The organism is Diaphorobacter sp. (assembly GCF_050251835.1).
Taxonomy (GTDB): domain Bacteria; phylum Pseudomonadota; class Gammaproteobacteria; order Burkholderiales; family Burkholderiaceae_C; genus JBFXIE01.
In genome coordinates, this window is sequence record NZ_JBFWLZ010000021.1 from 24,926 (window position 1) to 46,694 (window position 21,769).

Annotated in this window: 17 protein-coding genes and 2 pseudogenes; 9 read left to right on the top strand and 10 right to left on the bottom strand. The window is 63.5% G+C overall.

What is annotated here, in order from left to right:
- The first annotated feature begins 114 nt into the window (after window positions 1-114).
- The 4 genes from AB7E35_RS08985 (at window position 115) to erpA (ending at window position 3,673) form a co-directional block, all read left to right on the top strand.
- Window positions 115-2,109 (top strand): protein kinase domain-containing protein, encoded by a 1,995-nt coding sequence (locus AB7E35_RS08985; RefSeq protein WP_428162328.1) that lies wholly within the window; start codon window positions 115-117, stop codon window positions 2,107-2,109.
- 153 nt (window positions 2,110-2,262) lie between these two features.
- Window positions 2,263-2,694: a 50S ribosomal protein L13 gene (gene rplM, locus AB7E35_RS08990; protein WP_428162327.1), complete on the top strand. Its 432-nt coding sequence runs from the start codon at window positions 2,263-2,265 to the stop codon at window positions 2,692-2,694.
- An 11-nt stretch (window positions 2,695-2,705) separates the two neighbouring features.
- A complete protein-coding gene (gene rpsI, locus AB7E35_RS08995) occupies window positions 2,706-3,098 on the top strand; it encodes a 30S ribosomal protein S9 (protein ID WP_011797079.1) in 393 nt (130 codons plus the stop codon).
- 200 nt (window positions 3,099-3,298) lie between these two features.
- Window positions 3,299-3,673 (top strand): iron-sulfur cluster insertion protein ErpA, encoded by a 375-nt coding sequence (gene erpA, locus AB7E35_RS09000; RefSeq protein WP_428162326.1) that lies wholly within the window; start codon window positions 3,299-3,301, stop codon window positions 3,671-3,673.
- A 65-nt stretch (window positions 3,674-3,738) separates the two neighbouring features.
- Here erpA and AB7E35_RS09005 read toward each other — a convergent pair whose 3' ends face one another.
- Window positions 3,739-4,860 carry an anhydro-N-acetylmuramic acid kinase gene (locus AB7E35_RS09005; RefSeq protein WP_428162325.1) on the bottom strand — a complete coding sequence of 374 codons (1,122 nt, stop codon included), beginning with the start codon at window positions 4,858-4,860 and terminating at the stop codon, window positions 3,739-3,741.
- A gap of 60 nt (window positions 4,861-4,920) precedes the next feature.
- Window positions 4,921-6,288 carry a peptidoglycan DD-metalloendopeptidase family protein gene (locus tag AB7E35_RS09010; protein WP_428162324.1) on the bottom strand — a complete coding sequence of 456 codons (1,368 nt, stop codon included), beginning with the start codon at window positions 6,286-6,288 and terminating at the stop codon, window positions 4,921-4,923.
- Window positions 6,289-6,485: 197 nt separating this feature from the next.
- On the opposite strand from AB7E35_RS09010, the gene tyrS reads away from it, so the two are divergent.
- Window positions 6,486-7,718 (top strand): tyrosine--tRNA ligase, encoded by a 1,233-nt coding sequence (gene tyrS, locus AB7E35_RS09015; RefSeq protein WP_428167432.1) that lies wholly within the window; start codon window positions 6,486-6,488, stop codon window positions 7,716-7,718.
- A 60-nt stretch (window positions 7,719-7,778) separates the two neighbouring features.
- On the opposite strand, the gene AB7E35_RS09020 is transcribed toward tyrS, so the two are convergent.
- Window positions 7,779-8,207 carry a bacteriohemerythrin gene (locus AB7E35_RS09020; RefSeq protein WP_428162322.1) on the bottom strand — a complete coding sequence of 143 codons (429 nt, stop codon included), beginning with the start codon at window positions 8,205-8,207 and terminating at the stop codon, window positions 7,779-7,781.
- Between the two features lie 269 nt (window positions 8,208-8,476).
- On the opposite strand from AB7E35_RS09020, the gene glmU reads away from it, so the two are divergent.
- Together glmU and AB7E35_RS09030 are read left to right on the top strand one after the other, a co-directional pair.
- On the top strand, window positions 8,477-9,925 hold the full coding sequence (gene glmU, locus AB7E35_RS09025) for a bifunctional UDP-N-acetylglucosamine diphosphorylase/glucosamine-1-phosphate N-acetyltransferase GlmU (RefSeq protein WP_428167433.1): 1,449 nt from the start codon (window positions 8,477-8,479) through the stop codon (window positions 9,923-9,925).
- 136 nt (window positions 9,926-10,061) lie between these two features.
- Window positions 10,062-10,751 (top strand): sensor histidine kinase, encoded by a 690-nt coding sequence (locus AB7E35_RS09030; RefSeq protein WP_428162347.1) that lies wholly within the window; start codon window positions 10,062-10,064, stop codon window positions 10,749-10,751.
- Between the two features lie 11 nt (window positions 10,752-10,762).
- On the opposite strand, the gene AB7E35_RS09035 is transcribed toward AB7E35_RS09030, so the two are convergent.
- The 3 genes from AB7E35_RS09035 to AB7E35_RS09045 form a co-directional block, all read right to left on the bottom strand.
- Window positions 10,763-11,104, bottom strand: a complete 342-nt coding sequence (locus AB7E35_RS09035; RefSeq protein ID WP_428167434.1) for a chaperone modulator CbpM — start codon at window positions 11,102-11,104, stop codon at window positions 10,763-10,765.
- A gap of 2 nt (window positions 11,105-11,106) precedes the next feature.
- The gene (locus AB7E35_RS09040) at window positions 11,107-12,126 is read right to left on the bottom strand and encodes a DnaJ C-terminal domain-containing protein (RefSeq protein ID WP_428167442.1); all 1,020 of its coding nucleotides are present in this window, start codon (window positions 12,124-12,126) and stop codon (window positions 11,107-11,109) included.
- Window positions 12,127-12,205: 79 nt separating this feature from the next.
- Window positions 12,206-12,769: an Lrp/AsnC family transcriptional regulator gene (locus AB7E35_RS09045; RefSeq protein WP_428167435.1), complete on the bottom strand. Its 564-nt coding sequence runs from the start codon at window positions 12,767-12,769 to the stop codon at window positions 12,206-12,208.
- 158 nt (window positions 12,770-12,927) lie between these two features.
- Here AB7E35_RS09045 and glmS point away from each other — a divergent pair, with 158 nt between their 5' ends.
- Complete coding sequence (glmS, locus tag AB7E35_RS09050) at window positions 12,928-14,838, top strand: glutamine--fructose-6-phosphate transaminase (isomerizing) (protein WP_428167436.1); 1,911 nt, start codon at window positions 12,928-12,930, stop codon at window positions 14,836-14,838.
- A 174-nt stretch (window positions 14,839-15,012) separates the two neighbouring features.
- Here the strand turns inward: glmS and AB7E35_RS09055 are convergent.
- The 4 genes and pseudogenes from AB7E35_RS09055 to AB7E35_RS09070 form a co-directional block, all read right to left on the bottom strand.
- Window positions 15,013-15,646, bottom strand: a pseudogene (locus tag AB7E35_RS09055) (transposase); the annotation flags it as partial.
- Window positions 15,647-16,104: 458 nt separating this feature from the next.
- Window positions 16,105-17,925 carry an alpha/beta fold hydrolase gene (locus AB7E35_RS09060; protein ID WP_428167437.1) on the bottom strand — a complete coding sequence of 607 codons (1,821 nt, stop codon included), beginning with the start codon at window positions 17,923-17,925 and terminating at the stop codon, window positions 16,105-16,107.
- 366 nt (window positions 17,926-18,291) lie between these two features.
- Window positions 18,292-19,368 carry a 3-oxoacyl-[acyl-carrier-protein] synthase III C-terminal domain-containing protein gene (locus AB7E35_RS09065; protein ID WP_428167438.1) on the bottom strand — a complete coding sequence of 359 codons (1,077 nt, stop codon included), beginning with the start codon at window positions 19,366-19,368 and terminating at the stop codon, window positions 18,292-18,294.
- Between the two features lie 69 nt (window positions 19,369-19,437).
- On the bottom strand, window positions 19,438-20,766 hold the full coding sequence (locus AB7E35_RS09070) for a hypothetical protein (RefSeq protein ID WP_428167439.1): 1,329 nt from the start codon (window positions 20,764-20,766) through the stop codon (window positions 19,438-19,440).
- A 204-nt stretch (window positions 20,767-20,970) separates the two neighbouring features.
- Here AB7E35_RS09070 and AB7E35_RS09075 point away from each other — a divergent pair.
- Window positions 20,971-21,500: pseudogene (locus AB7E35_RS09075) on the top strand (transposase); the annotation flags it as partial.
- Window positions 21,501-21,769: the final 269 nt, after the last annotated feature.

Sequence of the window (21,769 nt, forward strand, 5' to 3'; positions counted from 1 at the left end):
GGCTGGTTGCGCGGTCGCGTTGGCGACATGCATCCGGGGCACAATCTGACACCCCCCGCCCGACCACTGTTTTTGGCGGCCCTGTCAGCCGCACAACGCGATCACGTTCCCACCATGTCTGTCGTTCCTCCACAAGCCACGCCTGCCAGCATCGCGCACCACGTCGATGCGCTGCCACCCGGCACCCGGCTGGATGAGTTCGAGGTGGTGGCGCTGCTGGGTGTGGGCGGTTTCGGCATGGTCTATCAGGCGTTTGACCATTCACTACTGCGTTTCGTGGCGATCAAGGAGTACATGCCTACGGCGCTGGCCGGGCGTGTGGACGGGCAGTCGCTGCGGGTGCGTTCGGTGTCGGACGAGCCTTCGTTCCAGGCGGGGCTGGCGTCGTTTGTGGAAGAGGCGCGGTTGCTGGCGCAGTTTGACCACCCGTCACTGGTCAAGGTGTTTCGCTTCTGGCAGGCCAACCAGACGGCCTACATGGTCATGCCCCTGTACAGCGGCATGACCCTCAAGCAGGCGCGCGCCCACATGCGCACGCCGCCGCCCGAGGACTGGCTGCGCAAGGTGCTGTGGTCGGTAACCAGCGCGCTGCGCGTGCTGCATGACGCGCAGACGCTGCACCGCGACATTTCGCCCGACAACATCTTTTTGCAGGATCAGGGGCCACCGGTGCTGTTGGATCTGGGCGCCGCGCGCCGGGCGATCAGCGACCATGGTCAAAAACACACCGCCGTGCTCAAGGTCAACTACGCGCCGCTGGAGCAGTACATGGACGCAGACGCCCACCTGCAGCCCGGGCCCTGGAGCGATCTGTATTCGCTGGGTGCCGTGGTGCATGGCTGCCTGTGCAACGACACCCCGCTGCCTGCCACGCTGCGCGCGATCCGTGATCGCATGGTGTCTTTCTCGCGCGTGGCGCGCACCGTGCGCAAACAGTTTGGCGTGGAGTATTCGCGTTCGTTTGTGGATGCCGTCGCGCAATGTCTGGCGTTGCAGCCCGAGAAGCGGCCTCAGTCCATCGACGCCTTTTTGCAGACCATGGGCATGACATCGGCGCCAGCGGGGCTGGAGTCCTTTGACTTCAGGGCGCAGCTCGGCGACATCTGGGTGGAGCCGTCAAGCAAGGATGCGCAAGGCGTGGCCGAGCCGGTCATTGACATCACGGCACCGTCGCAGCCGCAGGACTTGCCGCTGCAGCATTCGACGCCACAGCCGTCCCGGCCGCACTCTGTGCAGCGGCAGATGCAGGCCATGACTGCGCCGCTGCCAGTTGCCCGCGCGGCTGCCGCGGGGCCGGGTGACCACGCGCAGCCGCACGATTTTCAGGAGACCGTGGTGGACGCTGATGGCGCTGCCACGCTGGCTTTTGCTGACACCTGCGCCCAAGAAGCCTGCCCCCCGCAGCATCAGCGGCCTGCGCGGCGGCGCGCCGCGGGGGTGTCTGCGCCAGTGGACACAGACACTGCCGCGTCTTTGGTGCAGTCCGGTGGCGTGACGGCAGCTTCCGAAGACGCACCTTCGCGGCGCCGCGAAGGCGGGCAGTCAGGCGGGCAGTCGCGCATGGCATGGGCCATGGCGGCATCTTTGGCGGCCTTGGCCGTGACAGCGGGCCTGTGGTGGGGGCAGCGGGAACAGGCACCGCGTTACCCCACGCCCGACAGCGAAATCATCACCGAATTGGCCAAACCCGAGCTGCCGCCTGCATCCTCGGCGTCTGAATCGCTGGCTGTAATGCCCCCTGAAGAAACCACGGCTTTGCCGCCAGCGCCTGCGGCGCTCGCTACAGGCCTGGCCAGCGCGCCACTGCCCGCGCCGAAGGTGCGGCCCCAGCGCCGCGCAGTCGAACCGGCGCCGACGCAGCCGTTACCACCCGTGGCCGCGCAGCCAGCCTCTGGCGCATTGCCTTCGCCGCTCGCGCGGCCAAGCCCAGCGCTGCCTGCGCGCGCGCCTGGGCCGGACGAGGTCTGCGCGTCCGCGAGCTTTCTGGCGCGCCCCATGTGCATTCATGAGCAATGCCAGAAGCCCGGCATGGCCAGCCACCCGGTCTGCGTGGAAAACCGCAAGCGCCGCGAGGCGGAGGAGCGTTGGCGCCAGATGTACTCTAATTGATGGCGCCCGGAGCCGAAGTTCGTATAATGGCGGGCTTCGCAGCGATTTACGGGTCCCGCGGCGAGGCATGCTCCCACCTAAGAGGCTTTCACCAGAAAAGCACCGACCGTGGAAAAGGACCGCCCCAAACCTTCCTCTTCCAGAGAGAAACTCATGACTACTACTTTCAGCGCAAAGCCCGCTGAGGTCGTGCACGAGTGGTTTGTGATTGACGCGACCGACAAGGTCCTCGGACGAGTAGCCAGCGAAGTTGCTCTCCGTTTGCGCGGCAAACACAAAGCCATTTACACGCCTCACGTCGATACCGGTGACTACATCGTCATCATCAACGCCTCCAAGCTCAAGGTGACCGGCACCAAGTCCCTGGACAAGGTGTACTACCGTCACTCCGGCTATCCCGGCGGCATCACGGCCACCAACTTCCGCGACATGCAGGCCAAGCACCCTGGCCGCGCCCTGGAAAAGGCTGTCAAGGGCATGCTGCCCAAGGGTCCCCTGGGCTACGCCATGATCAAGAAGCTCAAGGTCTATGGCGGTGCTGAGCATCCCCACACCGCACAGCAGCCCAAGGCGCTGGAAATCTAAGGAGTCTTGAGATGATTGGTGAATGGAACAATGGCACCGGCCGTCGCAAGTCCAGCGTCGCCCGCGTGTTTCTGAAGAAGGGTTCCGGCAAGATCACTGTGAATGGCAAAGACATTCAGCAGTACTTCGGCCGCGAGACTTCCATCATGATCGCCAAGCAGCCGCTGGTGCTCACGAACCATGTCGAAACCTTCGACATCCAGGTCAACGTGCACGGCGGTGGTGAGTCCGGCCAGGCGGGCGCAACCCGCCACGGCATTACCCGCGCCCTGATCGATTACGACGCAACGCTGAAGTCCGCGCTGAGCCAAGCCGGTTTCGTGACCCGCGATGCCCGTGAGGTCGAGCGTAAGAAGGTCGGTCTGCACTCCGCACGCCGCGCCAAGCAGTTCTCGAAGCGTTAAGCTGGCAGCACTTGCACGGCAACAAAAACCGCCTTCGTGGCGGTTTTTGTTTTTCGCGACCGGCTTTGGACTGCACCGCCAGGCCGCTGCGCCTTGCAAGCAAAAGCCCACACTGCAATTGGCGTCAAACCGGCGCCGGGTGCTGGCAAGCAGGGCTTTGTCTTACCATCAGCCACAAAATCTGACTCAAGGAGCCCTGCATGAGCGCCGTTGCCGAGAATATCCACACTGAAATGCCTTCTCCCATCCTGTTTACCGACAGCGCAGCTGCCAAGGTGGCCGACCTGATTGCCGAAGAGGGCAACCCCGACCTGAAGCTGCGGGTTTTTGTCCAGGGCGGGGGCTGCTCTGGTTTTCAGTATGGTTTCACGTTCGACGAGATCACCAACGAGGACGACACCACGATGACCAAAAATGGTGTCTCCCTGCTCATTGACGCCATGAGCTACCAGTACCTGGTGGGCGCCGAGATTGACTACAAGGAAGACCTGCAGGGCGCGCAGTTCGTCATCAAAAACCCCAACGCCACAACCACCTGCGGCTGCGGTTCCAGCTTCTCGGTTCAGGATCAGTAATCGCCGGTCGCCTTGTGCAAGAAACCGCCTTCGGGCGGTTTTTTCATGGGCCGACTGGATCACGCTCAGGCTGGGTAGATGGCACCCAGTACGCGTGCGCCGCGTGCGCCGGTCACGCTGGGCAGGCTGGCGGTGGCGCCTGTCATGCATTGGCGCGCCAGCCAGGCAAAGGCCGCTGCCTCCACCTGCAACGGGGGCAGGCCGTGGCGCTGCGAGCCCTCGACGCGCACGCCCGGCAGTAGTGCCTGCAAGCGCTCCATCAGGTGGGTGTTGAGCGCACCTCCACCGCAGACGATGAGCAAGTCGCACTCCGGCGCATGCCGCGTCAAGTCCTGCGCGCAACTGCGGGCGGTCAGCTCGCACAGCGTGGCCTGCACATCCTGCGCACGGGCATGGACTGCGGCGGCGTTCAGGTGCTGGGCAAGCCAGTCGGGGTTGAACAGGTCGCGCCCTGTGCTTTTGGGTGGGGCCAGAGCCAGGAAGGGCTCGGCCAGCATGCGTTGCAGCAGCTCTGTGATGGGCTGGCCGCTGCGAGCCCAGGCGCCGTTGTCATCGTAGGGCTGGCCGGTGTGGCGCTCGCACCAATGATCCATCAGGGCGTTGGCCGGGCCGCAGTCGAAGCCCAGCACACTGCCATCACCGCGCAGAATGCTGACATTGGAGATGCCGCCCAGATTCAGCACCGCCACCGTGCGCCCCGGCTGGCCAAAGACGCCTTGATGGAAGGCCGGTACTAGCGGCGCCCCCTGCCCGCCGGCGGCAACGTCGCGACTGCGAAAGTCCGCCACTACGGTAATGCCGGTGCATTCGGCCAGCAGGGCGGGGTTGTTCAGCTGAAGTGTGTAGCCCGTGCCGTCAAAAGCGCCGGGCTGATGGCGCACGGTTTGTCCGTGTGCCCCGATGGCATGCACCGCTGCAGGCGCAAGCCCCGCCTGGGCCAGCAGGCGCTGAACCACCTGGGCGTAGATGCGCGCCAGGGCGTTGGCGGCCAGCGCCGCGCGGTGCAGTTCGTTGCTGCCGCTGGTATTGAGGGCGAGCAGCTCAGCTTTTAAATCAGGAGCAAGCGGCGCTGATGAGTGCTGGGCTACGGAGCATTTTGACCCGGAAAACCGCGCCAGAACGCCGTCCACTCCATCCAACGAAGTGCCCGACATCAGGCCCACATACCACTGCGCCTGGCTGTTCATCGGGACTTGTCTGGGCGCGTGTGGGGCCAGTTGTTGGCTGTGCGGGATGACCAGCGCAGATTACTGGGCGCTGGCCTGCATGATTTGTTCGGCAGACGACAGTTGAACGCGCATGCTGGATGCCAGGCGGTTGAACTGCGCGCGCGCCGCAGCAGACACGGGCTGAGCGGCCTCGCTTTGGCGGGCGATGATCATGGGATCCTGGTGCTCGCCGTTGACGCGGAACTCAAAGTGCAGGTGAGGGCCCGTGGCCCAGCCGGTTGCACCCACGGCGCCAATCTTTTGCCCCTGCTCCACGGTTTCGCCCTTGCGCACATCCATGCGGCTCAGGTGCGCATACACGGTGACATGCTGGCTGTTGCGGTGCTTGATGTAGATGACGTTGCCAAAGCCGTTTTGTACGCCTGCAAAGTCCACCACACCGTCGCCCACGGTGCGCACCGCCGTGCCTGTGGGGGCAGCGAAGTCGGTGCCCAGGTGGGCGCGCCAGGTTTTGTGCACCGGGTGAAAGCGCATGGCGAAGCCGCTGGACACGCGGGAGAACTCGACCGGCGAGCTGAGGTAGGCGCGGCGCATGCTTTGGCCATCCAGCGTGTAGTAAGAGCCCTTGGCGGCGCCAGGCTCCTGGAACCACACGGCGCTGTAGGTCTTGCCTGCGTTGTGGAACTCGGCGCTCAGCACGCGGCCGCTGCGCAGGGGCTCGCCGTCGGCCTCCAGGGTTTCATAGACCACAGAGAAGCGGTCGTCCTTGCGCAGCGCGCGGCGAAAGTCGATGTCGCCCGAGAACACCTCGGCCAATTGCGTGGCCACGGCGTCGGGGATGCCGGCCGCGTCGGTGGCTGCGAACAGCGAGCTGCGAATGATGCCGCCCGCCAGGCGGTTGCCCACGGTCAGCGGCGCGGTTTCGATGCGGGAGCTGAAGCTGCCGTCGGCGCCGCGCTCGACCACCAGGCGGTTGAAGTGATCGCTGTCTTCCGTGGCCCAGCGTGCCGTCAGGCGTTGCAGGCGGTGATCGTCGGTCGTCTCGGCGGTGACTGAGCGGCCCGAGCGGCCCAGCATTTGCTGGCGCACATGGTTGTCCCGGCGCAAAAAGGCCGAGGCCGCCGGATCGGCAACGCCCAGGCGTTGCAGGATGCTTTCGGCCGTGTCTGCGCTGCGCGTGACGTCGGAGCGGTACAGCGAATACAGCGGGATGTCCGACAAAGTGGACAGTTGCTCGTCACCAGCCAGCGACTGCACCGATTGCGTCACGGTGCGCACGGGCAGGTCTGCCGGATCAGGTGCAAGAGATGCCACGGCGAAAGCGCCGCCGCCGCCGGTCAGCAGCAGGGCTGCCACGGCGGCGGTGATGCGTTGAGGATGTTTTTGGGCAGATTGCCTGATTTGGCTGAGCAAAAGCAGGCATGCGGTTGTGAAGCCGTTGTTCAAAAGTCTTACCCCAGGCTAGGTGCTTGCGGGCCCGATGCGCCCGCTACGTGGGGCTCAAGGGCAAGAAGCATCAGGAATGTCGTTACGCGGCAAAAATGGGTCGAAACCCGGCGGGCAAGCAGCCCACTAGAATCCACCGCTTGAAGTGCGGCGAAGTATAGCCTCCGGGGTTGGACAGGCACCCCAAAAAAACCCTTATGAATCAATCTGTTGTTACAAAATTCCCGGTCACTGATAGCGTAGGCCGGGCATTGGAAGTTTCACTGCGCGGTGTCGAGGAACTGTTGCCCCATGAGGAATGGGCGCAAAAATTGGCGCGCTCCGAGGCTACTGGCCAGCCGCTGCGCATCAAGCTGGGACTGGACCCGACGGCGCCCGACATCCACCTGGGCCATACGGTGGTGCTGAACAAAATGCGCCAGTTGCAGGAGCTGGGCCACCAGGTGATTTTTCTGATAGGCGACTTCACCACTTTGATCGGCGACCCTTCGGGGCGCAACAGCACGCGGCCGCCCCTTAGCGCCGAGCAGATCAAGCTGAATGCCGAGACCTATTACACCCAGGCTGCGCGGGTGCTGGATCCGGCGCGCACCGAGGTCCGCTACAACAGCGAGTGGTGCGAACGGTTGGGCGCGCGCGGCATGATCGAGCTGTCGGCCAAATACACCGTGGCGCGCATGATGGAGCGCAACGACTTCCACCAGCGCTTCACCGACGGCAGCTCCATCAGCCTGCACGAATTTTTGTACCCGCTGCTGCAGGGCTATGACTCGGTGGCGCTCAAGTCGGATCTGGAGCTGGGCGGCACCGATCAGAAGTTCAACCTGCTGATGGGCCGTCATCTGCAGCAGGAATGGGGGCAGGAGCCTCAGTGCGTGCTCACCATGCCGCTGCTCGTTGGCCTGGACGGGGTGGACAAGATGTCCAAGTCCAAGAACAACTACATCGGCATCACCGAAGACGCCAACACCATGTTTGCCAAGGTGCTGTCGATCAGCGACACGCTGATGTGGGACTGGTACACCCTGCTGTCGTTCAAGAGCCTGGCCGAGATTGCCGCACTGAAGGCCGACGTGGAGGCAGGGCGCAACCCCAAGGACGCCAAGGTGATGCTGGCCAAGGAGATAACCACGCGCTTTCACAGTGCGGCCGCCGCCGATGCGGCGGAAGTGGACTTCATCAACCGCAGCAAGGGCGGTGTGCCCGATGAGATTCCCGAGGTGGCACTGTCTGGGGCGCCGCTGGGCATTGGCGCCTTGCTGAAACAGGCCAACCTGGCGCCGTCGACCAGCGAGGCCAATCGCCTGATCGATGGCGGCGGCGTGCGGGTGGATGGCAGCGTGGTCAGCGATCGCGGCTTGAAGCTGGACGCGGGCACTTACGTGGTGCAGGTGGGCAAACGCAAGTTTGCACGCGTGACGCTGGCGTGATCCTGATTGGCGCTGCGGCTTGAAGCAGCCACGGTGCGCTGTGACGGTTTTGTGCCTGCCTCAGGCGAGTGCCGCGGCGTGCTGCGCTTGCAGCGCCTCGCGCATGAACGGCAGGTACGCGCGGTCCACTTTGCAGATGTGGTGCACCAGCCATTGCTTGAGAAACTCCAGCGCCTCCAGGGTGACCTCCTGCCCGTCGTCGAAGCGCATCAGCAGATCCAGGGCCTTGCGGGTGAAGCCGTCGTGCTCTGCCTGGTGCGCCGGCGCCTCGGCGTAATGGTGCTGCTGGAATAGCACCTCTTCCACGATGAAGTGGTTGTGCGTGTAGTCCACCAGGCCTTCCAGAATCTCGCCCACCGCGCTGCGGCGCGGGCTGGCGCCGCTCAGTTCGTCGTGCAGCGCGTTGGTCAGTGCGACCAACTGGCGATGCTGGTCATCGATCTCGGGCAGGCCAAGCTCCAGTTCAGGGGTCCAGGGCATGAAGGGCATGCGGTTGTTCCTGTCGTTGTCTGTTGCGGGGTACGCCAAAGACTGCCGTGGCCGGTCTGCGCGCATATGACAGTTCGCGGGCCTTGCCCTGGCCGCTGCGGCTATTTGCGCAAGCCTTGATTTTTGTCAGACGGCCTGCCGCGCTGCGCCGGGCGGGCCGGTGCGGTCTGTCGGGCGAGGGCGGTTCGTGGCGCCAGATAATGGCGGCTGACTGGCCTGCACAGGCCGCGCAGGCACGGCACAACCCCACTCCATCCAACTCACACCCCATGACAGCACTGGACATCATCATCATGGCCGCGGGCAAAGGCACGCGCATGAAAAGCCGCATCCCCAAGGTCTTGCAGCGCCTGGCCGGCCGCCCCCTGCTGCACCATGTGCTGGACCAGGCCGCCAGCCTGCACGCGCGCCGCGTGGTGGTGGTGACCGGGCATGGTGCTACAGAAGTAGAAGCAGCTTGCGCAGGTTATACAAGGGCTACAGGCAGTTTTGACCTGCAGTTTGTGCGCCAGCAGCCGCAGCTGGGCACGGGCCACGCCGTGCAGCAGGCGATGCCCGCGCTGGCAGGCGATGGCATGGCTGTGGTGCTGTCGGGCGATGTGCCGCTGACCCGGCCCGACACGCTGCGCGCGCTGGTCGATGCCGCCCAAGGTGCTGGGGGTAACGAGCGCCTGGCGCTGCTCACCGTGCGCCTGCCCGACCCCACGGGTTACGGCCGCATCGTGCGAAGCCCGGCCGATGGCGCCGCGGTGCAGCGCATCGTGGAGCACAAGGACGCCAGCGATGCCGAGCGCGCCATCGGTGAGGTTTACAGCGGCATCATGGCCGTGCCCGCGCAGCGGCTGGCTGGCTGGCTGGCGCGGCTGACCAACGACAACGCGCAGGGCGAGTACTACCTGACCGACATCGTTGCGATGGCCGTGCACGATGCCGTGCCCGTGGTGGCCCACTGCATCGACGACGCGCTGCAGGTGGCCGGCGTGAACAGCCCCGCGCAACTGGCCGAGCTGGAGCGCGCGCACCAGCGCGCCCAGGCCGCGGCCCTGATGGAGCAGGGCGTGCGCCTGGCCGACCCGGCGCGCTTTGACCTGCGCGGCGATGCACGCAGCGGCGCACGCGGCGAGCTGGTCTGCGGGCAGGATGTGGACATCGACGTGAACTGCGTCTTCACTGGCCTTGTGGAGCTGGGCGAGGGCGTGCAGATTGGCGCCAACTGCTGCATTGCCAACGCGCGCATTGCGGCGGGCGCCGTCATCCACCCCTTCACCCATATCGACGGCGAAAAGTTGGGTGCCGCCGTGGGCGAGGGTGCGCTGATCGGCCCGTTTGCGCGCCTGCGCCCGGGCGCGCAGCTGGGGCGCGAGGTGCACATCGGCAACTTCGTCGAGGTAAAAAACTCCACCCTGGCCGACGGCGCCAAGGCCAACCACCTGGCCTACCTGGGCGACGCCAGCGTGGGCGAGCGTGTGAACTACGGCGCAGGCAGCATCACCGCCAACTACGACGGCGCCAACAAGCACCGCACGGTGATCGAGGCCGACGTGCACATCGGCAGCAACTGCGTGCTGGTGGCACCAGTCACCATCGGCAAGGGGGCCACGGTGGCGGGCGGCTCCACCATCACCAAGGAAGTGCCCGCAGGCGCGCTGGGCGTGGCGCGCGGCCGGCAGGTGAGCATCGCGGACTGGAAGCGCCCGACCAAACAGGCTAAAGGCTGAACCCATGAGCGCCCAGGCTCAGATGCAGGCAGACCCGCAGTCCGGGCCGCATGCACAGGCAGTTGCGGATCTGCGGCCGGATGCCCTGGCGCAGCTGCGCAGTGAGCTGGCCCAGGCGCGTCAGCAGATCAGCGACATGGCCGCCGCGCAGGAGGACTTTTTGCGTGGCGTCTCGCACGACCTGCGGGCGCCGCTGCGCCATGTGACGTCGTTTGGCGCGCTGGTGCGCGAGGTGCTGCAGGAGCAGCCGCCGCAACTGGACGAGGCGTTGGCCATGCTGGCCACGATGGAGCAGTCTGCCCGCCGCATGGGGCAGATGATCGACGGCCTGCAGGCCATTGCCCGCGCCCGCCGCGTCGCGCTGCGATCCCAGGCCACAGACTTGACCGCTGCCGTGCAGCAGGCACGCGCGGCGCTGGGCAGTGCGGCCGACCGCGTGCGATGGAGCATCCCCTCAGACATGCCCGCCGTGCAGGCCGATGCCGAACTGCTGGGCCAGTTGCTGGCGCAGTTGCTGGGCAATGCGGTGAAGTTCTCGCGTGGCGCCGCGCAGCCCTGTGTGCATGTGCGGGCGCAGCCGGCGGCGCCGGGCCGTGTGCAGATCACCGTGCAGGACAACGGTGCGGGCTTTGACGGCGCGCGGGCGCAGCAGTTGTTTGGCGTGTTTCAGCGCATGCACCGCGAATCCGAATTTGAAGGCGTCGGCGCAGGTCTGGCGCTGTGCCTGGCGATTGCGCAGCGCCACGGCGCCACGGTGCAGGCGCAGGCCGCACTGGGCGCGGGCTGCACGGTCACGCTGAACTGGCCGGCGTCCGACGAACCGTAGCGGCCTGCGCGTCAGGCCGCCCCCGGCGGCAGGCCCGTGCGCGTCTGCAGCTCGCGCAGGCGATGGCGCAATGCGGTCACTTCCTCGATCAGGTCAACCGTGAGCGCGGCCAGCTCGGGGTCGGCATCGAAGGTGGACTCCAGTCGCGCCAGGCGCCGCGCGCGCACCACGCTGGTGCTGCTGAACTGCCAGCGCCCGCCCGACTGTTCGCCGTGCAGCAGGCCCGCCTGCAAGCGCTCCGTCACCCAGTCGGGCGCCATGCAGCAGGTGCGTGCCAGGTCTTCCAGCGTCAGGCGGGCCTGTTCGTCCAGCAGCTCGGCCAGGGCATGATCAACAAAAGGCGGCGTGGGCATGCTCAGGCTCCTTGCGACGACGTGAAAGCGGTGGCGCGCGGCTGGAACTGCGGGAAGGCCTGCGCCAGCGCGCGGTAGGCCTGGCGCTGGGCCTCGGTGGTGGCCGGGGGCAGGGCGACGTGCAGCTCCAGGTACAGGTCGCCGGGCGTGGCGGCGGGAATGCCGCGCTCTTTCAGGCGCAGCTTGCGACCGGGCTTCCAGTGCGGCGGTACGGTCACTTCCACCGTGGCGCCGCCGGGCGTCTGCACCTGGATGGGCCCGCCCAGTTCGGCCTCCCAGGGCGCCAGCGTGACGGACTGGTACACGTCGCGGTCTTCGGCGCGCCAGCGGGCGTCAGGCTTGAAGCGCACCTCCAGAAACAGATCGCCAGCGGGCGCACCGCCCAGGCCGGGGCCGCCCTGGCCGCCCAGGCGTATCAGCTGGCCTTCTCGCACGCCCTTGGGAATGCTGACTTGCAGCTGGCGCTCTTCGTTGACCAGGTGGCCGCTGGCATCCAGGCGCGCGCCGCGCAGGCTCAGGGTGCGATCGGCGCCGTGGTAGGCGTCGCGCAGGTCCAGCTCGATGCTGGCGTGGTGGTCGCGTCCGCGCTGCTGCGGGCCAGCGCCCGTCGCAGCGTCGTGTGCGAAGGCGCCGCTGCGGTGCTGACCGCGTTGGCTGCGCTGGGCGTGGGCCGCGCGCCCGAAGAGCTGCTCGAAGAAGTCGCTGAACGCGGCCGCATCCATGCCTTCACCATCCGGTGGGCCGGTGAATTCAAAGCCTGCGTCCCAATTGGGCGGCGGCCGGAAGTCCTGGCCCGCGCGGTGCGGCGCCTGGCGGTCAAGGGCGTCGTAGGCAGCGCGCTTTTCGGGGTCTGACAGCACGGTATTGGCTTCGTTCACCTCGGCCATGCGGGCTGCGGCGTCGGCCTCTTTGCTGACGTCGGGGTGGTATTTGCGCGCCAGCTTGCGGTAAGCCTTTTTGATGTCAGCGGCGCTGGCGCTGCGCTCCACGCCGAGGATCTGGTAGTAGTCCTTGAACTCCATGCGTCCTCCTGGTTGGCCAGCGTTCACGGTGTGAACCTGGCGTGTCAAGTGTGGAGATTGGGGGCGATGGGCCTGCAGGTCAAGGGGTGCGCCACTGTGCCTGGGCTGGGAGGGCGGCTTGCGTTTGCGGATCCGGATCAGGGGCGCGCTCAAGTCCAGGAGACAGCGGAATTTTGGTCTCGAACTTGGCGCGGCGGGTGGCAAAGAAGGTCTTGACGTTGCGCACGTTGGCGTCTTGCGTGAACAGCCGCTGCGACAGCGCCAGGTAGCCGGGCATGTCCCGCGTGTGCACGATCAGCACGAAGTCCGGCCCGGGTGAGACGCGCCAGCACTGCTGCACCGCGTCGTCGGCGACGGCGCGGGCCTCGAACGCAGCCAGATGCTCGTCGCCCTGGCGGTCCAGCGATACCTCCACGATGGCCGCCAGCCCGTGGCCCTGCACCGCCGCCAGGCGGTCAGGCTGCAGCAGGGCCACCTGCCGCTCGATCAGGCCCAGGTCGTGCAGCCGCCGCACGCGGCGCAGGCAGGTGGGCGCAGACACATGCACCTGCTGCGCCAGCGCCTGGTTGCTGATGGCGGCATCGCGCTGCAGCAGGTCGAGCAGGCGCAGGTCGATGGAATCGAGAGTGAAATCTTGTTGCACCAATCTCTATCTAATGAGCAAATATTCCAAATATTATGGATGGAGAAATTAAGAGTCAATATTCAATGAAAAAAGATTGAAAATTTCTGAATTGCCGCCATAGCATGCGGCCCATTGAATGGTTTAAGTTTGGTTCGAGTTCGGCTGGAGGTTTTTTTATGTGCGGCATCGTCGGCGCGGTTTCCACGCGCAATATCGTTCCCATCCTGGTGCAGGGTCTGCAGCGGCTGGAGTACCGTGGTTATGACTCCTGCGGCGTGGCCGTGCACGAGTCCAGCATGGGCCAGATGCCCACCGGCGGCCTGCGCCGGGCGCGCAGCACTGCGCGCGTGGCCGAGTTGCTGACACAGGTGGAGCATGACCAGCTACAGGGCGCCACCGGCATCGCCCACACCCGCTGGGCCACCCACGGCGCGCCGGCGGTGCACAACGCGCACCCGCACTTCAGCCACGGGCCGGACGCTGCCCCCGCGCAGGCGGAGCGGCCGGGGCGTGTGGCGCTGGTGCACAACGGCATCATCGAAAACCACGAGGAATTGCGCGCTCAGCTGCAGGCGCGCGGCTATGTGTTTTCCAGCCAGACCGACACCGAGGTCATCGCCCATCTGGTGGACAGCCTGTACGACGGTGATTTGTTTCAGGCCGTGCGCGCGGCGGTCGCCCGGCTGCACGGCGCGTTTGCCATTGCCGTGATCCACAAAGACGAGCCGCACCGCGTGGTGGGCGCCCGCGCGGGGTCGCCCCTGGTGCTGGGGGTGGGCCAGGGCGAGCATTTTCTGGCCAGCGATGCCATGGCGCTGGCCGGCGTGACCGACCAGATCGTCTATCTGGAGGAGGGCGACCTGGTGGACTTGCAACTGGGCCGCTACTGGATTGCTGCGGCCGACGGCCAGCCGCTGGATGCTGCCAGCCGCCCCGTGCGCACGGTGCACGCGCACAGCGGCGCGGTAGAGCTGGGGCCCTACCGCCACTACATGCAAAAAGAAATCTTCGAGCAGCCCCGGGCCATCGCCGACACCCTTGAGGGGCTGCAGGCCATCGTGCCCGAGCTGTTCGACGGGCCGGACCGGCACGGCCAGCCGCGCGTGGCCGCGTGGCGGGTGTTCAAAGAGATCGACTCCGTCCTCATCCTGGCCTGCGGCACCAGCTACTACAGCGGCTGCACCGCCAAATACTGGCTGGAGGGCATCGCCGGCATACCCACGCAGGTGGAAGTGGCCAGCGAATACCGCTACCGCACCAGCGTGCCCAACCCGCGCACGCTGGTGGTCACCATCAGCCAGTCGGGTGAAACGGCGGACACCCTGGCGGCGCTGCGCCATGCGCAAAGCCTGGGCATGCGGCACACGCTCACCATCTGCAACGTGGCCACCAGCGCCATGGTGCGCGAATGCGCGCTGGCCTATGTCACCCGGGCCGGCGCAGAAATTGGCGTGGCATCCACCAAGGCCTTCACCACCCAGCTGGCGGGTCTGTTTCTGCTGACGCTGGCGCTGGCGCAAACGCGGGGGCGCCTGTCGCAAGAGGCAGAGGCCGGCTACCTCAAGGCCATGCGCCACCTGCCCGCCGCGCTGCAGGCCGTACTGGCGCTGGAGCCGCAGGTCATCAGCTGGGCCGAGGATTTTGCGAAGAAGGAAAACGCCCTGTTCCTGGGCCGGGGGCTGCATTACCCGATCGCGCTGGAGGGCGCGCTCAAGCTCAAGGAGATCACCTACATCCATGCAGAGGCTTACCCCGCAGGCGAGCTCAAGCACGGACCGCTGGCGCTGGTCACCAGCAGCATGCCCGTCGTGACCGTGGCGCCCAACGACGAGCTGCTGGAAAAGCTCAAGAGCAACATGCAGGAAGTGCGCGCGCGCGGCGGCGTGCTGTATGTGCTGGCTGACGCCGATTCACGCATCGACAGCAGCGAGGGCATCCACGTCATCCGCATGCCCGAGCACTACGGCCCCCTGAGCCCGATGCTGCACGTCGTGCCGCTGCAGTTGCTGGCCTACCACACCGCCTGCGCGCGCGGCACGGATGTGGACAAACCCAGAAACCTGGCCAAGAGTGTGACGGTGGAGTAGCTTTGCTGGCGGGTAATTTTTCAGTGATCTTAAAAATAAACTTTGTAGTCGGCCCTGAAAAATTCATTTCACGCGTGGACTGAGTCCGACAGCAGCGTTCGTGGCATCCCCACCAGCGCCACACGCAGCATCTGCGGCCCGCTTGGCTGCAATTGCGCAGGTCAGGGCGATGCAAAAGGTCTGCTTGAGGGCAATGCCTGCCTGTTTGGCCGCCTGCACCAGTTTGTCCCGGGCGATCTCCAGCAGTTTGGCATCCGTGGGGTGGGCGACGGCCTTCTCTTGCACGGTGGTGTCCACCACCACGCTGGCCAGCGCCTCTTTGGGGATGAGCTGCAAGTCCACTGCGAGCTTGATGGTCTGTGCGAGCAGTTCTTCCACACCTTCTTCTCCCAGGATGCGGCGAAACTTGACCGGGGTGCTGGCGTCGCAGGGCAGGCGCTCCTCGTAGTAGGACTGGCCACAGAAGTATTGCCAGCGCGGTGTCTCGCTCCAGCGCTCGACCAGGGCCTCATCGCTGAGGTTGAAGGCGTGCTTCAAGTACAACAGCGATCATGGTGCGCAGCGGCACGCGGGGGCGTCCGGCGTTGGACTGGCGCGCCACTGGGGTGGGTGCTTCGCCAAACAGATCCAGATCGGGCATGGGCTGCTGGCCGCTGGTGCGGGCCTTGCGGGAGAACAGGTGAGCGACCGAGGCCTCGATTTGCTGCCAGGGCATGCGCGAGGCGAGCACCACCAGGGGATGGCGCAGATCGATCATGTGGTCCAGGCGGGCGCGGAAAAAGTCTTCGGTGGCGGCGTCGGCAAACATCACAAATCTCCCAGAAACGCGAGCTTATGGGCAATTGATGTAGGAGTTGGCGAGGAACCTCAAAGCATGGTCGCGCCTGTGTTCACGCGGGGTGGGGGGATTGTTCAGTGCCGCCGATGTAGATACCAGTGAGATCGTGGTGCGTCCTGCCGCCTGTTTGTAGCTAGTTGGGCTTCCTTCGTATGCGCGGTGTCCCCATATTGGCCACGGCCGGTGGCTTTGGCGGAGACGAAGATGACGCCGGGCTGCCGGCGGTGTCCCGGGAACTCGCCGATATGGCTGGCGTTGTGCGTGGGCAGTAGGATCAGCACATCCTTGAGGCAGTGTGCCCGTGCGTGCCGGGCAAGACCATTGGCACATTTCCCCAATAGCCACCATTTGCCCCGCGCACCGACGATTCAGACCACAGTCAACCGCACAGCGCTAGCGTAGGCTATTCGCTGCGCTTCCTGGAGCCCTCAGCGCCTTGGGTTGGACGGAATCAGTCCCCTCTTGAACTTGTCGATCTGCTCGTGCGCCTGTGCCGGGTTTTTGTAGGTGGACGGGCCAGCGCCGCGTGTGGACTTGGGCGTGACCGTCTGCGCTTCGGCCGGCTTGTCCTGCTGCAGCGGCTGAGCGGGGCAGAATGTCTCGCGCTGCGCGGGTGATTCGCCCAGCAGGTACCGGGTCACGGTGGAGTCGACGCAGCTGTCTTTGTACGGATAGACGCCGTGCTGGTAGTCGCCGGGCACATACACGCGGCTGGCCTGGGGTAGCTGTGCAAAGAAGGCGTTGGCACCTTCGGTGTAGGTCGCAGAGTCGTACTGGGACTGCACCAGCAGCACCGGCAGGGGTTGCATGGCAGCCGGGTCGGGTTTGCTCACCCGGGGGCCGCCCCAGAAAGCGCAAGTGTCCTGATAGACGATCCCATAGAACATGGGTGCGCGCCGCCGCAGGTCTTGCGCCAGCGCGGCCCGGGTGGCTGGGTCGGTGGTGGCGGGTGTGTCGTTGCAGCGCACGGCCTCCAGCACCGCATCGCCGTAGTCCAGCGCTATGTTTTTGGGCTGGGGTTTGACGATCCAAGAGGCCGCGTAATCGTTCAGAAGGTCTTGCGCAATCTCGCGCACCGCCGCGTCCCGCCCTGTATCCACCGGGTGGAATACATGCTGCGCCAGTGTCTGCTCCACCGCCTCCTGATCCTGCAAGTCCGCCACGGACTGGAGCACGGCGTCCACCCCGCGGGCGGCGGCAATGGTCATCAGGTACTTGTCGGCGTCAGACTGGTTGTAGCCAAGACGGCTCAGAGGGCTGCCGAGCACATGCTGCATCTGCGGGCTCATCTGGGGTATGACGGCGCGCACCTCGGCCTGTGTGGCGCCCAGCTGAAAGTAATCGGCATGGCGCACCGCATACGGCACCAGTACCTCGTCAAGCACACGCTGGCGTGCCCACGGCATTGCAAAGGACATGTCTTCATGCGTGCTGAAGAAGTTCTGGGAGCTGTCGAGCACCATGCGCCCCACGCGCTCGGGAAACAGGTTGGCATACCATGCGCCCAGCCAGGTGCCGTAGGAGTAGCCCAGGTAGTTCAGCTTGTCTTCGCCCAACAGGCTTCGCAGCAAGTCCAGATCGCGTGCGGTGGCGTCGGTGTTGATAAAGGGCGTGATCGGGTTTTTCTGGCACGCCTGCACGGTCTTGGTGGCGTTGTATTCGGCATTGGCCACGTTGTCTGGGGTGTAGCCTGCCGCGCTCATGTCCACAAAGCGCTGCAGCTCGTTGGTGGCGCACTGCAGCCGGGTGCTGGCGCCAGTGCCGCGTGGCGAGAAGCCCACCATGTCGTACTCAGCCAGCAGGCGCAGCTGCATTGCGCCTTGAGCGCTGTCGGGGTTGCTGTCGGCAAAGGCCGTCAGCAGGTTGAAAGTCAGCCCCAAGCCATCGATGCCCGGCCCGCCCGGGTTGAACAACAGGGCGCCGCGCTTTTTCTCAGGGGCGCCTGCGGCCACACGCATCGCGCTGATGGCGACATCGCCGCGCTCGGGGTTGGCCCAGTCCAGCGGGGCTTTTACAAGCCCACAACTCAGCCGATCGCCCATTTGCTGCCATAGGGCGTCGAGCTTCTCGCTGGTCGTGCCCAGGATGGTCGGATCACAGGCAGTCCACTGCACGGATTGTTCACGGTACTTTTGCAGCGGGTCGGAGGTGCTGCTGCTGCCGCCGCCGCATGCTGCGAGCGTGGCGGCGGTCAGTGTGCATGCAAGTGCTGCGCGGGTTTCAGGAAAGATCAAGCGACTGAATTTCATGGGGCTCCCGCTCATCGGCGGTGTATTGGTGCGGCGAATCGCCTGGCCTTGAGGCCGAAGGCGGCGTGCGGTCATCGTGTGGTGCAAGTCGCCGCATTGCGCTGGCGACCGCTCTGGCGGCAGGGGGCATGTCTGGCTTGCCTGCCGGCGGGCAGTTTGTCATTGACGTGTGACGCGGCTCCATTCGGCAGCCGGCGATTTCCAAGTCCGACAGCCTCGTAGGGTGAGTTGAATTCCGGTTTGCGCAAGGCACGCGGCGTCTGTAGCTTAGCCATAAGCTACCCTGACGAGAGATAGCTCCCCGGAGAAATACCGGATCATGCACAGGATGAATCTACCTGCGATTGAACAAAACCGTTCAGCGATTTACTGCCGGTCATAGAGCATCGCGCCAAAATAGTAGCCCGCGCCGAATCCTACGAGCATTCCGGTACGATCTCCATTAAGAGGCTCTGGATCGTCAAAGAAGCTTTTGAGCACCAGCAGGCAACTTGCAGCACTCGTGTTCCCATATTGGTGGAAGAGCTCGAGTGATCTCTCCAACTGCTGATCTGAAAGCCCCAAAACATCCGCATTAGCAAACTGCTTCAGAACCTCTGTCCCCCCCTGATGGATTGACCACTGATGCACGCTGTTTGTATTCAAGCCATTCTTTTCAAGGAAAGGGCGAATCAGCGCGGTCGAGGCAAGTTTTGGCATCACGTCTTTCACGCCGTCGTTCATCAGAAACCTGCCTTGAGTCATGCCGATCAAGTTTCCTGACTGGTACCCCGTTTGAATGTCGCGTATCCGAAGCAGCGGTCGCTGAAAGGCCTCGCGCATACTCTCCGGAACAAGCAAAAGTCCAACTCCAGCGTCGTTGAAGAGCAAGTTGCTCACCATCATCCGCCTGAAGTCCGAGTCATTAGGCTCAATTTTTTGGTGTGCAACAGTGCATTGATCAAATGTAAAAACAATCGCCGGTTTGCCAGTTTCCTTGCAGAATTGAACCGCCTGATCAAGAGAGAAAATTGACGCCGCACATCCATAGTGAGATAACTCATCGGCCCTTTCGACCTCTGTCAAATCTGAGTCCATCACGATTTGCGATGCCAGGTTCGGAAGGGTGTCTTGGTGGTATGAGATGTTGTAGCTCAAATTGAAGTAGCCGATGTTCTTCTTTGGGATGCGCGTTGTAAGCTGCTCCACCACAGACTTTCCCCATGTCTTAGGGTGATCTTCCAAATTTGCCAATTCATTTTGACCATCCTGCTCAAATAGATCGAGATCAATGACGGCACTGCGCAACGGAACACCCATACGCGCTGCAAACCTCTTGGCCATTTTGTTTACTGCCGGCCCGAAATTGGCGGTTGAATACATACGGTCCGAGACATGGGTGGAGCAATATCTCTTTGGCATGATCGATGCCATCTCGGCTATATAAACACTTTCACTTGACATGTACAAAACTTGAGAATAATCAGTATATTTTCTGAAATTTTATTGGCTGGTAATTGCTTGTTTTTATTTCTATTTCTTAAGAGTCGTACAAATTTCTGGCGCATCAAGGTCGATGGTGTGTGTTGTTTTCCATACCTTGGTGTTGAAGATTTTTGGAACACTCATTTTGGTTTCTATGTTAAATATGGGCTTCGTGATGCCGTAATTACCCGTAACACCCTTTAGGTCTTTTATCTCGGCCTCCCCAACAACATTTCGACCTAGTGCCAGGCTGTAGTCCGTATAGGCGTGTCCATCAATGCGTATTTTTCTTAGCCAATGACCGCGAATCCAACTGTTGGACTCATGGTCGAAAACATAATTTCCTGTTGTCTCTATATATATTGAATAGGCTACTTCAGCGCGCGTTATATTTGCGCGGCCGTGTACGCCGACGAGGGTCTTGCAAAGAAATCCATGCCGACTTCCAAAATCATATGCTTCGGGATTTTTATTTTTCGGAGATATGATGGAGGCGTAATAACGAGAGACAGAAAAGCCGTATTGATCAATTACATCACTGCGTTCAAAGTTTTTATCCCAGAATTTCCACTTGGGATTGATAACGTAAAAAATTGAATCGCTCCCTCCGGAGGCAGACTTGACCTGAAAGTTCGCTTTCTTTATCAGTGGCGTATTGACATAGCGCGCCACGAAATCATCCATACGACTGCTGCCCCCGGCCCGGTATTGGTTCAGCAACCCGCCGAAGGTATCGCCACGCTGCGCCATCAACTGCAAAAAGCGCGGCCAATCCCACTGTTGGCGCTGCAATGCCTGCAGCCAGGCGCCCTGGCGCCAGCCGGTCTGGTAGAAAAATTGCACCAACTCCTCTTCTACTGATTCCTGCGAGTCGAAATACGGGTTCTCGCCTACCTGCTCGTAAAACGCCACGTAATCCGTCACGCTCGCAAATTCCGACTGCCGGTAATCCTCGTATAAGGCCTCCACGTCGGTTTCATAAGCGCCGATTTCAGCGGCAATGTCTGAGCCGTCGTTGCGCCGTTCGGCAATACCCTTCCACAGTTGCTTGTAGAAATGCCGCAATTGGGCAAGCCGGGAGCCGTCCAGCGGAACTCCTGCCGCCTCTAGCGGCAGCGCCACCAGGGCGCCAGTCAGATGCTTTGCGGTCTCGTCAGTCAGCAAATCGCCATCGGCCGTCACGCCATGCACCAGGTAGTGGTCCTCCTGCGTGCTACCGTCTTGCGTGGTTTTAGTTAAGGTGAGCACTTCGCCAGGCAGGAATTCCGTCGCTTGCCCTTCATCACTGCTGCCGCTGCCACCGCAGGCGGTCAAAGCCAGAACAATCGACAAGGCTAGGGGTGCCGTCCCCACTAGACGGGTTGTGCGCATGTGCATGGACAGTTCTCATCTGTTCAGTGATCCGCAAAGTCTAGGAAGAGGTGACGCAATGCGTCTCCACTGAGCGCCACTCGACAGCAGATAGCAACAATAGACAAGGTCGGTCACCCGGTTGATCACTCCAGCCGGTCGACAATGGGGTAATCCCCCCGCAAATCCAGTGCGCTGAGAAGTAGAGACCCTCACAGGAGAATCTCTACCATGAAGAAATCGCGTTTCACCGACAGCCAGATCATCGACGCGCTCAAGCGGGCTGCGGCCGGTCTGACGGTCCCCGAGCTCTGTCGTGAGCTGGGCATCAGCTCGGCGACGTTCTACAAGTGGCGCGCCAAGTTCGGCGGCATGGATGCCTCGCTGATGGCCCGCATGAAGGAGCTGGAGGAGGAGAACCGGCGGCTGCGCAAGATGTACGTCGAGGAAAAGCTCAAGGCCGAGGTCGTCGCGCAGGCACTTGCACAAAAGTGGTGAAGCCATCTCGCCGACGCGAGATGGCGCAACGAGCAGTGCAGCAGCGCGGGCTGTCCGTGCGAGCGGCTTGCCAGGCCTTCCAGATCAGCCAGGCCTGCTATCGCTACGAGGCCCGCCGCTGCATCGAGGACGATGAGATCGCCCAGTGGCTGCTGCGCCTGACCGACAACAACCGCAACTGGGGCTTCGGGCTGTGCTTCCTGCACCTGCGCAATGTGCGCCGTTTCCCCTGGAACCACAAACGCGTGTACCGGAATTGGCGCAATTGCCAGGAGCGTTCCAGCACTTCAACGAAATCCATCCCCACTCAAGTTTGAAGATGATGTCGCCGAGGGAGCGCCGAAGACGGCAGAATCACCCGTGGCGTGCTGTATACGCGTCTCTAGGCATTAGGCAGAGAGATACAGGCGAATTTATGCCGACATGCCTAGCGCATGCGACTGTCGTATGTCGCTGGGCGCTGCGGAAAAGCGTTGTTTGAAGGCTCGGTAGAACCAAGAGAGGTTGTTAAAGCCCGAGGCATACGCGATGT